Origin of the sequence: Novosphingobium gossypii (assembly GCF_050433305.1) — a bacterium.
Classification (GTDB): Bacteria; Pseudomonadota; Alphaproteobacteria; order Sphingomonadales; family Sphingomonadaceae; genus Novosphingobium; species Novosphingobium gossypii.
In genome coordinates this window covers 122,172-136,007 of record NZ_JBNPXM010000010.1, presented here as the reverse complement: position 1 = coordinate 136,007, position 13,836 = coordinate 122,172, and the positions used below count along the sequence as shown (strand labels likewise).

Below are 13,836 nucleotides of genomic sequence, written 5' to 3'. Positions count from 1 at the left end.
GTCCCACAAACACCGCTCCTAAGTTCGCAAATAACTGCGACCTTAAGACCGGTCCATCATCCCACCGGCAAGGCGCCGCTCAACGGATGCGTACGCCCTTTCCAACGATGATCGCCTTTATTGACGATCATCGCGACGCCTATGGGTCCGGCCCATCTGCCGGGTTCTACCGATCGCCCCAAGCACCTATCACGAGCGCTTCGCCAGGCGGCGAGGTACGGCTTTGCAAGCTGCTCGCGTTCGCAGGGATGAAGAGCTGAAACCCGGAATTCTCGAGTCTTTGTCGAACTTCGGCGTATACGGTGTTCCCTCGGTATAGCGGCAGACGAAGGGCGAGGGCCTTGATGTTGCATGCTGCACCGGGCAGCGGCTCATGCGGAAACTTGGCCTGAAGAGGTGATACAGGGAAAGCAATGCGCACTACAATTACTGACAAGCCAGCGCCGTGCACGCCTGATCAAGCCAATCGCCAGTTCCATGCTCGGGCACCGAACATGCTGTGGGTTTCTGACTTCACGTATGTCGCTGCTTAGGCGGGATCGTCTACGGCACCGCGGGTTCGCTACAGCAACCAGATTCGCGTGAGGGTAGCCACATGCCCGAGACGGAGGCATTTCCGCAGTGTGCTAAAGCCGCTGCATGATCTTCGCAGGAATGGCCAGACCTAAGTCCGCGGTAGGGGCGTCCCGCGCGTTGATCATGAGCGCGCTGGAATGATTGCTTGGTAAAGCCCGGTTTACGCGGGAACGCTGGCAAACTTGTTGAATGGCTCTCTCGTTTTCACCATGCTGTGCATGATGACTGCCACCCCATCGCGAGATGTGCCCCATCATAGTTTATTTCTCCTGACTTATCGTGCCGCGTGGTCAATCCGAGCTAAGCACCGACGAACGCGAATGCTCAAAGTTGCGCTTTTTCGTTCGCTGCAGCGAACGACAGCGACGTGATGGCGCCGATGCCAAGGATCGGCATAGAGAGCTGCGTCGCGCTGCTATTACGTGCCGCTGCCAGCAACTGGCGGTCAAGATTGGCCGCAAGCCAGCGAGGCATACTTCACCGCTTCGTGCACCGACTACTGTTCTGCAAGATCCACGAGGTCTCACTTGTGCTTGCCCGCGGACACTAGGGGCGTGAACACAGCCCGATGGCGGCCGCCGTGAACAACCGATCCATTAAAACACCAGCGGCAGACAAGCGGGGTTTTGATGCCGGCCGTAAGATTGGCGGTCATAAGCGGCATCTTGCCATCGGCACCTAACGCCGATTGCTGATGATCAATCTGAGCATCGCCGACATCGCGGGTGCTGAGACGATCGTTGCAGACATTGCCGCCATCGTAGGCTCAGAAGTATAACTTCGCAAGAGGGGATGCCGAGGATGCCGGGCCACGACGTCAACGATCATCAGATGAGGCTGTACATGAAGCTCCGAAAGACCACGCCGTGCCGGCGCCAGCTGCCAACGCCGGCATCAGCCCCGCAACGGCACTTCGCATTGAGGAAGATCCTAGACTGCCATGCCCGAAACAGGCGCGGCGAGAGCGACGGCGTCCGGACCCATCAGGAAACGATCGTCACGGTCACTTCGAGCCGTAGATTCACCCTTCGCAAGGTGTTCTACACCGTACCCGCCCGGCTGATAGGGTACAGGCTACGGGTCTCGCTTTACGATGACCGGCTTGATCTCTTCACCGGCGGCACCCTCCTGATAACGTTGCGGCGCGGACGGTCTGTCAACAACGGCGCCCCTGGACATAGGTCGACGTCATCCATAGCCGGCGTCGCGGTCCCATGGCGCTTCTGAAGCTGGTCTATCTCGACCAGTTGTTCCCCCGCGCGGCTCATCGGCAGATCTTCGATCAGTTCATTGCCGCATTGCCCCAACGGATTGCTTGCTGGCATATGGTCACACCGTTGGCGATGGCGCACGAGAGGGTCTGCGAAGCTGAACTTGCGGACCTGCTGGCCGCCAATGTGGCTGCCGATTGTCTCCCTGACATGGATGCCTTGAGGACACGTTTTGCTCCCAATCCGGCGGCGCTGCCCAATGTGGTGGTAGAACTGGTCCCTCTTGCCACCTATGATGTTCTCTTGATGGGAGAAACCGCATGAGCCGGAACGTACCCTCTATCGACGCCCAATGCCTGATACCAAGGTGCACTGATCAGAACCCATGCGCCCATTGGCGCAGTCCGAGGGACATGATGCGCCAAGGCTGCTCGACGAGCTTGTTCCAGGCGAAGCAGCAGTGATCGACGATGTCGTCGTAGGATTGGAAGATGCGGTTCGACAGCCAGTTGTCGCGCATGAACTGCCAGACGTTCTCGACCGGGTTGACCTCCAGGCACCGGGGCGGCAGCGACATCAAGGTGATGTTGGGCGGCACGACCAGCTCGGCCGATCCATGCCATCCGGCCTGATCGAGCAGCAGAACGGCATGTGCGCCCGGCGCGACGTGGAACGCGATCTCCTTGAGGTGCATGCTCATCGCCTCGCTGTTGCAACGGGGCATGACGATGCCGGCGGCTTTACCTTCGGCGGGGCAGATCGCGCCGAACAGCCATGCCGAGGAGCGCCGCTGATCCTTGGATGCCGAGGGCTGCGTGCCGCGCTTCGCCCAGCGCCGGGTGAGCTTGGTTTGCTGACCGATGCGAGCCTCGTCCTGCCACCACAACTCTATCGGCGTTCCTCGCGGGAGGCGCCGCCTGATCTGCGCCAGGCGGGCAGCAAAGCTTTTTAAAATCGGCAATGTCGTCGCCCTTCTGCCCCCGATGGCGTGGCCGCGCCGAGAGCTTGCGGTAGCCCATCGCGCGAAGCTCACGCCCGAGGGTATGGCGCGTGACGGAGAGCGCGAACTCGTCCCAGATCCACCGCGTCAGATCGGCAAGCCGCCAGCGCACCACGCCATGTGCCGCGGGGATTGGCCCGGCCTCGACTATCGCCGCAAGCCGCGCGCGCTCCTCGTCATTGAGGATCGCGGCCCGGCCCGGTGCCTTGCGCGTCGCCAGACCATCGGGGCCGCCTTCGTTGAACCGCAGGACCCAGTCGAGCACGATTTGCAGCGTGACGCCGGCAACCTTCGCCGCTTCGCTCCGGCTCCCGCCGTCCACGATCAGAGCCACCGCCAACAGCCGCCGGACCTGATCCGCATCATCGATTCGTCGCGCAAACTGGCGCAAATCCAGCGATGTGTAGTCAGACCGAACCTCAATCGCTGTCGCCATCGCAAGCCTCCACGTGCCTGCTACGTCGAATCAGATTTTCACGACCTTGGGAATCCCCCGCGTGAGTCAGCCTCAACGCCCCTTGGTATGAGCCTCATTCTCAACGAGTTGCGCCTGCCGGCGCTCAAACTGGTCTGGTCCAACTTCACCAAGCGAGCCGACAAGGAAGGCTGGCGTGGCGCCCGTCTGCTCACGAAACTCGCCGAGTATGAGACCGCAGAACGGGATCGTCGGCGGATTGAAAGGCGTCTGGCAGCAGCAATCGGCCTTGGGCTGGTCGAGAATGGCTGGCGCATCCTGTTAACCCGCACTTCCGATCTGGTACAGAAACTTCAGGCCGCCCGCCGTGAGTTGGCGCTCGAAATCGCCACCGCCAAGCTCGACAAATATCATCTGCTGATCATGGCGATCCCGCATATGTGACCAAGGATCAAGTCGAAACGTCCATTCTGATTGAACTGATCAGCGTCCGGTACGAACAGCGCTCCACGCTCATCACAGGCAATCAGTCCTTTGGCAAATAGAACAGGGGCTTCCCGGATCTCTCCATGACGCTCGCCGCAGTGGCCCGCCTTGTTCGCCGTTCAACTATCTCCGAAATGAACGTCAAAAGCTATCGTCGCCGGTCAGCGATTCCGTGATGATCAAAGAAGGCACCAAATGAACACCGCAACTAACTGACGGAAATTTCTCATCCAGATCGCCGGTCCATGGGACAGTGCTGTTCCCCTAACGATCCAATAGCACACATACCGCGCGCTTGGTGCGTTGCAACCTACTAGGGCGGCGCGCGGCCCACAAGTCATCTATATCTGGCTCTGCAATAGCCGTGTGTGAGAAAAAGAGCTCAAGATCGTCTAACGTGCTTTGCCAGCGGGATGTGATACCTTCGATCGAATACTGGGCAAACCAGCTCATGTCTGCCGAGATTGGAACCCCGTCCGTAACCGCTCGAAGTATCGCTTCCACATCCCATGTCAGAGAATGAACGCGGATTTTCCGGCAATTAAGACCAGGATCGAGATAATCCGATAAAGCATCGTTGACACTGGAAAAGACTATGCACCCTTGGCCCATGGCTTCGAGCGGCGGCAGTCCGAACCCTTCGCTGGCGCCGACATCGGCCCAGTGCTCCAGCGAATCGTACAAATATACTTTGGACCGCCGAAACCACGCGCGAAGATCATCCACCCAACCATCCAAAATTGTCACGTTACATCGGTCCTGCAAAGCAGGAGCCAATCGGTGCAGCAGATATTGAGACGACTTGCGGGCTTGGATCAAAACGTCGATATCACGCTGTGGTGCGTCCGCCAGAACATCGACATCGACGATGTTGGGCATCAGGGCAATGTACGAATTGGGCGCATGCCGCCCCCAATAAGCCATGGTATGGCGGCTGACGCACAGGATTGGCACTTGCGGAGGTAACGCCATGCCCCATCCCGTGCTATGGGCAACATAGATCACATCGCACCCCGCCAAGCGGGCTAACAAGTTGGGAATGTCTGGGCCCCAGTGGATTACGAAAATCGGCTCATCAACCCGTTGGTTTCTAAAGTGCGCACAGGATGTCAACAGGTCATCCAGATGTGTCTTCCCCGCGATACGTTCACCGTAATAAGCTGCGTTGACCTGTCGTATCTCCGAACAGGCTACCATAAAGCGCATTTGTGCGGAATTGCCACCGACGTCCGTCCGGTCATGCGGAAAAAGGAATATTAATGGGCGCATATCTTTTCCAATTAAGGCGTGGTAACCATGGGGTGCAGAAACTCAGCGATAATTTCAAAATGCTGGCCAAGCGCTTCTGAGCGCCCTTGCGTCGCCCATTCACCTTTATGAATTCCGAGTCTTTTCATTATACTTTCGGCAAGACTGGCGAGGAAAAGTTTACGAGCATGGCGGTGAGGCATGGAAAGCGCCCACGCGGCCAAAAGGCGACGCTGCCGCAACGCGGCAAGGGCTTCGAGTTGTCGCCGCGACCCTTCCAAATTATTCATCCGCTCGACCAGTAGGCCGTGGAGGCTCCCACTCTCCACGGGATAGCCGCGCGTCGCTTCGATCAGGCCGGACACGTCAGCCGTGGAAAGACGATGCGAAGTCGATCCGGGGTGCCGACGATAATAATACGTGGTCTGCGGCAGAAACTGGTAATCGGCACCTTCGAGCATGGCACGCAACACGAGATCGAAGTCTTCGCCGATGCGCAACCGCTCGTCGTATCTGATACCTTTCGATTGCAGGAATTGTAGATCGAACATGGGTTTGAGATAGCCTAGCGACAAATGCTTAGCGCCAATCATCCCGGCTTTGAGGAAATCCTCGACGGAAACGGAGCGCGGCCCATTGCAAGCGCTGTCAGTTACGAAGGACTTGCCGGCAATCGACGATCCATCAATCGAAAATTCTACCATGTTGGAGGCGCATATTACCCCGCCACTCCGCGTCTGATTATCAAACAACCCGTCGATATGACTGGGGTGAAGCATGTCGTCGCTGTCGAGGATGACGGCAAAGCGGCCCCGCGCTGCGTCCAGGCTGGTATTGCGAACGGCACTCAACCCCCTGCCCGGACCATCTAGAAGGCGTACGCGCGCATCGACGCGCGCGTGATTGTTTATGATTTCTTTGGTCCCGTCGGTCGAGCCGTCGTCGACGACAACGATTTCTACATCGCACATCGTCTGCGCCCGGGCGGAGCGGATGGCCGCGTCGATGAAAGGCGCGGTGTTGCGTGCCACCATCAGAATGGAAACTACTGGACTGCCTGTCATTGTAGCACGATCATTTCAGCTGACATGCGGGCATATCTTCCAGGACCGCAGGTGTCCTGACCTGCCCCCGCAATCTAGCCAAGGCTCGCCCATCCAAGAACCGAAACGTCATCCATTCCGGAGCCAACACTTTGCAAGAATCCTGTGCTGGCTGGTAACGTCTGCTTGGCGTCAGAATAAGCGGAACGGAAGAGGAGACCGGCGATGAAATGGATCGTGTTGCTTCTTGCTGCCACTGTGGCTGCCGCAGTCATGATCCAATCCGTCAGTGCAGAGCCCGATGCTTCCCTCCCCGATTTCAGTCAACTAGGCACACCATCCTTTGACGAACGCTTCCGCGCGTTCGATCATGGGACGGATCAGACCCGCCCCCGAAATCCGCATCGTTGGCGCACCGTTTACGGGCACGGCGGCGCAGGATCTATCGCCAACCGACAAATGTCTGCCGGCAGCTTCGCTGCCGACCCAGAGTTTGCCGGGGTCGCCCGCTCCGGCGCGGGCCGGCGCACGCTTGGCCTGAACCCGTTCCAGCACAGGCCCGGCCAACTCACGATTCTCGCGCGCAAGACTCCAGAGACCCTCCGCCCTCTTGCATGGGACAAGCCTTATTATGGCGGCGCAATCACCACTAAGTTCAGCTTCGCGCAGAAATATGGCTACTTTGAAATCGAAGCGAAACTGCCCGTTGGTAAAGGCATGTGGCCCGCCTTCTGGCTCATGCCAGCCGGCGGCAACTGGCCCGGCGACGGCGAGATCGACGTGGTTGAAGGTCTTGGGAACCCTCGCACTATCTTCTGCACAGTCATCGCAGGCAAGCACAAGCAGAGTCTACGAGTGCGCCTCGCCTTCGATGCATCTGCCGGGTTCCATCGCTACGGCGTCTTGTGGAGCGAGAGGGAACTAATGTGGTTCGTTGATCGCAAGGTGGTAGCGCGCGCGCCAACGCCTGCGGCCTTGACGACCCAGCCCGCCTACATGATCGCCAATCTTGCCGTCGGGGGAAGCTGGGGTGGGTATCCCGACGGAGGCACAGCATGGCCCGGTGAGTATGCAATCAGGCGGGTCACGGTGTGGCCTTATCCACTTTCCTGAAACGTAGGCAAGCAAACTGCTCTCTAGCAGCGATCATCAATCCCGATCTTTTCCCTTGGAAAGTCTGCAACTCATCTTCTTACGGCTTGAGTTGCGTAGGCTACGCTGCAACACTTTCCTGCAAGCATCGATGGACCCTGCTTCAACTGTGCTCGCGCATGCGTGATGGGAAAGGATATCCAAGCGATGCAGCACGAAGAGACAGCCGATCTGCCTTACCTGCGCAAGGTCGTTGGTGCGTCCATGGCTGGTACGGTGGTCGAATGGTACGAATTCTTTTTGTACGGCACCGCATCGACATTGATTTTCGGCAAGCTGTTCTTTCCTGCGACCGGCAACGAACTGGACGGGGTGCTCGCCGCCTTCGCTACGTATGCTGTAGGTTTCATCGCCCGACCGCTTGGCGGTGTGGTGTTCGGACACATAGGCGACAGGATCGGTCGCAAATCGTTGCTGCAGTTCAGCCTCATGCTGATCGGGGCATCGACGTTCCTTATGGGCTGCCTGCCAACCTTCGCCACGATCGGATACTCGGCGCCGGTACTGCTGGTGCTGCTGCGCTTCCTTCAGGGGTTCGCATTGGGTGGTGAGTGGGGCGGCGCGGTGCTTCTGGTTACCGAACACAGTCCAAACCGGAGCCGCGCATTCTGGGGGAGCTTTCCACAAGCGGGGGTGCCGCTGGGCAATCTGCTGGCAACCGTGGTGCTGCTAATGCTTTCGGCCACACTGTCGGACGCTCAATTCCTGTCCTGGGGGTGGCGCACGGGATTCTGGCTTTCAGCCGTCATCGTGGGAATCGGGTACTACATCCGCACTCAGGTTACGGATTCGCCGATATTCGAGAAGGCAAAGACCGAAGCCAAGGGTTGCGCTGCGGAGGGGTATGGCCTTGCCGAGGTGTTCCGCCGTTATCCGCGCGGCGTCTTCACCGCGATGGGTCTTCGTGTAGGAGAGAACATCCTCTACTATATGGTGGTGACTTTCTCGATCACGTATCTTGCGCATATCGGCGTAAAGACGACGCGGATCCTGGCCTTGTTGTTCTGTGCGCATATCCTGCACGTCATGCTGATACCTCTGTTCGGCGCGATGGCGGACAGGATGGGGCGCAGGCCGGTGTATCTTGCGGGCGCGGGGCTGACAATGGCTTGGCCGTTCGTGGCGTTTCCCATGTTCGACAGCGCGAACACTGCGGTTGTGCTCGGCGGCATAATGGCTGGCATGGTCGTCCACGCGCTGATGTACGCGCCGCAGCCTGCGATCATGGCCGAGATGTTCCCGACACGGATGCGATATTCGGGGGTTTCGCTCGGCTATCAGGTGACAGCGATCTTCGCAGGATCCTGGGCCCCGCTGATCGGGACAAGCCTGCTGCGCTCCTATGACGACTGGTTGCCAATCGCCTTTTATGTGATGGCCGCTGGCGCGATCAGCCTCATTTCCGCGCTGGTCATGAGTGAAAGCAAGGGCATCTCGCTTTTGGAGGTTGATCGCGAGGATGGTCGACGTACCGGACAGCCTTCAATCTGAACAGCGGCGCCGGGCGATTGGAAACCACCCGAACCCCAGTGCAGCGAACAGCATCACCGTGGGCGCAACCAATGCCGCCGGCCGGATGGGCTCGACCGGCGATTTACTCAGTTCCAGCGCCAGATAGGACAACCAGAAGCAGGTCGGCAGCGAAGGGGTCAGCACGAACCGCCGCAACAACGCCAGCACGCCCGCAATCCAGGTTCCGGCCAGCACGAAAAGCCCAACGTAACCGGTCTCAACCATTGTTTGAATGTAGCTGTTGTGGAAAGAAAAGGCGGTGCCTTCCTGCCGAATGTCGAAATAGCGCCATAGCCCGATCGCGTCGGGATTGCGGGGCGTCCAGAAACCAAAATAGCCGGTGCCAAGCCATGGCCGTTCCGCGATGATATATTCGGCGCGGAACCACAGGTAGCCGCGGCCAGTCAACCCGGCGTCCTTCGAAGTCAGTTCCTGCACCAGCGCCAGCAGAGGCTGGAACAGCAACGCGCAAAGGACGAAGGTTGCGACGAGCGCGGCGGCAAACCCCGCCTTCCAGACAGGAGGCCGTTGTCTCAGGACCATGAGGACCAGCAGCAGCGCCGTGGCGATCGTCAACGACGCCAGCGCACCTGCCGATCGTGCCTGCTGCGTGGCGACAATGCAGGCCATTGCCACCGCTCCGCTGGCGAAGGCCAGTGCGATGGCCCGCCGCTCAAGGCAAACCGCGACCATGACGATGGCAAGCAGAACAGCAGTAGAAGAACTGTCTGCGAAATAATTTTTGGCCTCCCCGCCCAGCCCAAACAGGGCCGGAGCACCGGTGATGCCATCCGGCCTCGTATGCCCTGCCAGCAAAGAGCAGACGGAATAGCCGGCGAAGGCTGCGAAAAGCCCGATCAGTACGGTGCGTGGGCGGATCGCTTGTGAGATCAGCAACCCCGCGAAAGCCGTCAGCGTCATCTGCACCGCCGCCCTGCCCGTGACCAGCGGATGAACCGCCCACGCGACCGAAAACAGCGCCAGCGCGGGATACGCCAGTTGGAGGCGACACCGCTTCAAAGCATCCACGCATTGGTCAACACGCAGCACGGCGTAAAGGCTCATGAAAGCGAGCCCTGCTGCCGCCCCGGCCATGCCGAGATTGGCGGGTATGCGCGCGAGCACGATGGCGGCCGCAAAAAACGCGTCCTGGATGGCACGATCCGATGCCAGCGCCACGATGCGACTTGCAGGCGGAGAAGGCAGCCTCGGGGCTGGGCGGCGATCGGCAGAGGCTGCGATGATTTTCATACCTGCGATCCGACTTGCGTCGCCTTGCCTGTACGAAATCTCGTCCCCTGCACTGTTCCCATGAAGCGTCGCGCGGCGCGTCCCAGCGGCTGTTCTATCCATGCATGGGTTCCCAAGGCTACGATGACCGCGCAGGCCATTGCCCCTGCCAACAGCCACGGTGCCGTCGTCGGCGACAGAAATCCGGCGTGCAGGGCTGCCTGTGTCCATGCCTGCGTCACGAAAGGATGCGTCAGGTACAGGGCGTAGCTCGCGTCCCCGATCGACTGGGCCGGACGCCAGGCGATCGCAAGGCCGCCGCGCTCGGCGACAAGCGCGCAGATTACGGCCGCCACCGCTGCCGGCAACGATCCAGGCCAGCCACCGGGCAAGGGCCAGCGGGCCATCCAGACCAGCATGACCAGTGCAAGCGGCGCCAGGCACGCGGCAAGTATAGCCGCCCCCTTCGATGCAGGCAGGCGAGGGTAGAGCCAGCCGATGGCCATGCCAGCTGCGAATTCCAGGAGCATCGGTTGGGTTAGAAACCGCACTTCCGGGCTCAGGCTGTCCCTCATCAAGGCCCCGAACGCCACCACCACGAGCAGCAGGCCGATCGTGCCCCCGATCCGGCGGTTGCGTTCGCGGATCATCAGCGCAAGCGCGAAGATGACGTAGAACGCCATTTCCAGATTGAGCGACCAGCCCACGAACAGGATCGGTCGCATCGTGCCGTCCCCCCGTTCCGCCGGGATGAAGGCCAGCGACCTTGCCAACGCTCCCCAGTCCGCTCGCGTGGTGCCAAGAAGGTGCGGCACGGCCAGCGCCACGACGAAAACCGCTACTGTAAGGCCCCAATAGAGTGGCGCTATGCGCACCAGCCTGTCGACGATGAACCGTCCCGGCGAAACGGGGCGGCGGGAGGTGGTGTGGACCATGATGAAGCCGCTGATGACGAAGAACAGGTCCACGCCGACGGCAAACAGGTCGAATACAAGCGGCTCCAGCCCAAGGGGGCTGCCGAGTGTCTGGAGATGGACCAGCACGACCAGCATTGCTGCCGTTGCCCGCAGGACCTGAATGTTGAGAAGCATGAACCGAAACGCCTCGAAGCCGAGGTACAGGAACGTACCCCGGCTTCGATACAGCCCCCGGGCAGCGCGGTCGACGCCGCCGAGGGAGAGACTGTTTCGTTTTGGACGAAGTTGTTAGTCGATCAGGACATCAGACCCAGCGTGCTGCCATATTCGCTGGTGCTCATGAACGTGATGTCCGATATGGCAAAGTGGTTGTCGCCCATCAGCGTGATCTTGTCTGCGCCGATGGAAACCACCGTCGACGTGGCAGTGTGGCTGATCGACACCGCATTCTGCTTGACGTTGACGAGCACAAGCTTGTCCACGCCGTGGTCGAAATCGGTGACCGTGTCCTTGCCGTAGCCCGCCGCGAAGACGAACTTGTCGGCGCCCGCTCCGCCGGTCAGGGTATCGTCACCCACGCCGCCATTCAGGACATCATTGCCGGCGCCACCGTCCAGCAGATCGTTCCCGGCCCAGCCGAACAGCTTGTTGTCGCCGGCATTGCCGTAGATCTTGTTCGCCCCGGCATTGCCCGCGCCGCTGATCGACGCACTCCCCGTCAGGCGCAGCGTCTCGACATTGGCGGGCAAGGTGAACTTGACCGACGACATCACGGTATCGTTGCCTTCATTGACCTGCTCCACCACCCGGTCGCCTGCGGAGTCGACGATGTAGGTATCATCGCCCTTGCCGCCGACAAGTGTGTCGTTGCCGGCACCGCCATCGAGGTAGTCGTTGCCCGCAAGGCCCGTCAGCACGTTGTTGCCGCCGTTGCCAATGAGGCGGTTGTTTTCGGCATTGCCGGTGCCGTTGATGTTTGCGGTGCCGTCCAGACGCAGGTTCTCGACATTGACCGGCAGAGTGTATGTCACGCCGCTGGTCACAAGATCGGTGCCTTCATTGGCATATTCTACGATCTTCACCCGCGTATCATCGACACGGTAAACGTCGTTGCCGGTGCCGCCCATCAGTGTGTCGGCGCCGCCGGCTCCATCAAGGTAGTCGTTGCCGGCAAGCCCCTTCAACACGTTCGCCGCGCTGTTCCCGATGAGCCGATTGTCCAGCGCGTTGCCCGTGCCATTAAGCGCCTTGTCACCGGCAAGCGTCAGGTTCTCGACATTGTCGGTGAGCGTGAAGCTGTCGCTGGCGAACACGGTATCGATCCCGCCGTTAGCCGCCTCGACGATCTTGTCCAGCTTGGAGGCGACACGGAAAGTGTCGTTGCCGGCCGAGCCAGTATAGACCTTGCCTGTATGCGTACCCGTCGAAGGCGTCGTCGTCACCGGCCCGCTGCCACCGGGCACGGTGACGACAGGAGGCGAGACAACCGGCTCCGTGGTAGTCGGCGCGGTGTTCACAGGCGCCGTCGGCACAGGCGTGCCTGTGGCGGGTTTATAGACCACATGCTTGCCATTGGTCGTAGTAGAAACGGTATCTGCGGTACGGTAAGCGTGGATGTAGTCGATCTTCATCTCGCCGGTCGGCGTGCTGGCATCCGTCGGGCCGCTCCAGCTCTGGTTGCCGCCAACGGCCAGGTTGACGAGCATGTACATCTCCTTCCGCATCGCGGTCGGGGTTACCTGGCGAGCCACTTCCACGCCGTCGATATAGAAGATGATCCGGTCGGCGTTCCAGTCGACACCGTAGGTATGCATCTGCGTGGTGTCCACGATCGCACGATCCTGCCCCTCGAGCGTCTTGCCCGTGGAGGTGCCGTGGGTCGACATGTACAGCACGTTGGGATCCTTGCCGTGCTGCTCGAACACGTCGAGTTCCGGCGGCCAGCTGTTGTCGGTCGGCAGCAGCCAGAACGCCGGCCAGAACCCGTTTCCTTCCGGCATCTGCGCACGGATCTCGAAGAAGCCGTACTGCTGCGCGAACGTGAACTTGGTGGTCAGCAGGCCTGAGGTCCAGGTGCGGCCATCCATGTATTGCAGGATGTCATCGCTCGCACGCTGCGCGGTGATGGTCAGGATGCCGTCGTCGATCGAGAACGGGTTGACGCCCAGCGCCTTCTTGCCGGTGCCGCCCCAGTCTTCGTCGAAATAAAGCTGTGCCTCGGTGCGCAGCGTGCGGCTGGCGATGGTGCCCGGACCGCCCGAGCCATACTCGGTACGCCAGGTGCCGCCCTTGGAATAGAGGCTGAGCGCGTTGAACTCATCGCCGAAGGTCTGGGTGAAGCCCGAGCGGTTCAGTTCATAGGTGAAGTCGGACGACGTCAGGCTCGTGGCCTTGACGTTGCGCAGAATCAAATCCTCGCCATTCCCGAAATGGAGGACCGTGTCGTTGCCCACCTGCTTCACGATGGACTGAATCTGGCTGAAGCTGGTGACGCCGTAGCCGCCAAGACGGATGGTATCGATGCCTGTGGCGAAGTCCATGATGACATCGCTGCCATTGCCGGCGGAAACGATGAACATGTCCTTGCCACCACCGCCGATAAGGACGTCGTTGCCGGCACCGCCGTCAATCTGCTGCGCGAACTCGTTACCCACGATGACGTTGTCCAGCGCATTGCCGGCGCCGTACCAGGCCTGGTTGCCTTCAAGGACCAGATTTTCGACGTTTGCGGCCAGGATGTGGTAAGTCGAGGAGCGGACCGTATCGATACCCTCGCCGGCGACTTCGAACACCTTGTCCTTGGTGGACGACACGACATAAGTGTCGTCGCCCAGACCGCCATGATAGCTGTCGCCTCCGCCGTAGCCACGCATCACGTCAGCTTTGTCAGTACCCTTGAGCACCTCGGCAGCAGCCGTTCCGAAAAAAGTCTTAGCTGCAGATGAAGAACTCTTAAGTGAAACGCCGTAAGCGTTCTGATATGAAAAAGCCATTACCTATATCCCCGATATGCAAGCACAATTGCTTCGCTGTTCCGGAGACCTGG

9 protein-coding genes and 3 pseudogenes are annotated in these 13,836 nt (G+C 60.1%); 5 read left to right on the top strand and 7 right to left on the bottom strand.

From position 1 onward, the window contains the following. Positions 1 to 107 precede the first annotated feature (107 nt). A pseudogene (locus GGR40_RS17290) lies at positions 108 to 527 on the top strand (transposase family protein); the annotation flags it as partial. Positions 528 to 900: 373 nt separating this feature from the next. On the opposite strand, the gene GGR40_RS17285 reads toward GGR40_RS17290, so the two are convergent. After that, positions 901 to 1,050 carry a hypothetical protein gene (locus GGR40_RS17285; protein ID WP_429277493.1) on the bottom strand — a complete coding sequence of 50 codons (150 nt, stop codon included), beginning with the start codon at positions 1,048 to 1,050 and terminating at the stop codon, positions 901 to 903. A gap of 507 nt (positions 1,051 to 1,557) precedes the next feature. On the opposite strand from GGR40_RS17285, the pseudogene GGR40_RS17280 reads away from it, so the two are divergent. Continuing rightward, positions 1,558 to 2,111 (top strand): annotated as a pseudogene (locus GGR40_RS17280) (IS21 family transposase); the annotation flags it as partial. Positions 2,112 to 2,163: 52 nt separating this feature from the next. Here the strand turns inward: GGR40_RS17280 and GGR40_RS17275 are convergent. Beyond that, a protein-coding gene (locus GGR40_RS17275) for an IS630 family transposase (RefSeq protein ID WP_429277492.1) occupies positions 2,164 to 3,223 on the bottom strand; the annotation gives its coding sequence in 2 pieces (ribosomal slippage) (positions 2,164 to 2,731 and positions 2,730 to 3,223; 1,062 coding nt in all). 87 nt (positions 3,224 to 3,310) lie between these two features. On the opposite strand from GGR40_RS17275, the pseudogene GGR40_RS17270 reads away from it, so the two are divergent. Next, positions 3,311 to 3,858, top strand: a pseudogene (locus tag GGR40_RS17270) (ATP-binding protein); the annotation flags it as partial. A gap of 94 nt (positions 3,859 to 3,952) precedes the next feature. Here GGR40_RS17270 and GGR40_RS17265 read toward each other — a convergent pair. Together GGR40_RS17265 and GGR40_RS17260 are read right to left on the bottom strand one after the other, a co-directional pair. Continuing rightward, complete coding sequence (locus tag GGR40_RS17265) at positions 3,953 to 4,894, bottom strand: glycosyltransferase (protein WP_429277491.1); 942 nt, start codon at positions 4,892 to 4,894, stop codon at positions 3,953 to 3,955. 74 nt (positions 4,895 to 4,968) lie between these two features. Further along, the gene (locus tag GGR40_RS17260) at positions 4,969 to 5,970 is read right to left on the bottom strand and encodes a glycosyltransferase family 2 protein (RefSeq protein WP_429277490.1); all 1,002 of its coding nucleotides are present in this window, start codon (positions 5,968 to 5,970) and stop codon (positions 4,969 to 4,971) included. A 234-nt stretch (positions 5,971 to 6,204) separates the two neighbouring features. Between GGR40_RS17260 and GGR40_RS17255 the strand changes: the two genes are divergently transcribed. Next, positions 6,205 to 7,092: a glycoside hydrolase family 16 protein gene (locus tag GGR40_RS17255; protein ID WP_429277489.1), complete on the top strand. Its 888-nt coding sequence runs from the start codon at positions 6,205 to 6,207 to the stop codon at positions 7,090 to 7,092. 165 nt (positions 7,093 to 7,257) lie between these two features. Then, positions 7,258 to 8,622 (top strand): MFS transporter, encoded by a 1,365-nt coding sequence (locus tag GGR40_RS17250; protein ID WP_429277488.1) that lies wholly within the window; start codon positions 7,258 to 7,260, stop codon positions 8,620 to 8,622. Here GGR40_RS17250 and GGR40_RS17245 read toward each other — a convergent pair. From GGR40_RS17245 to GGR40_RS17235, 3 genes are all read right to left on the bottom strand, one after another. Then, entirely contained in the window at positions 8,614 to 9,894 is a 1,281-nt protein-coding gene (locus GGR40_RS17245) for an O-antigen ligase family protein (RefSeq protein ID WP_429277487.1), read from the bottom strand. The two genes, GGR40_RS17250 and GGR40_RS17245, sit on opposite strands and share 9 nt — an antisense overlap. Beyond that, positions 9,891 to 10,964 (bottom strand): acyltransferase family protein, encoded by a 1,074-nt coding sequence (locus GGR40_RS17240; protein WP_429277486.1) that lies wholly within the window; start codon positions 10,962 to 10,964, stop codon positions 9,891 to 9,893. Before GGR40_RS17240 ends, GGR40_RS17245 begins: the two co-directional genes overlap by 4 nt. 122 nt (positions 10,965 to 11,086) lie before the next feature. Beyond that, on the bottom strand, positions 11,087 to 13,783 hold the full coding sequence (locus GGR40_RS17235) for a family 16 glycosylhydrolase (RefSeq protein ID WP_429277485.1): 2,697 nt from the start codon (positions 13,781 to 13,783) through the stop codon (positions 11,087 to 11,089). Positions 13,784 to 13,836: the final 53 nt, after the last annotated feature.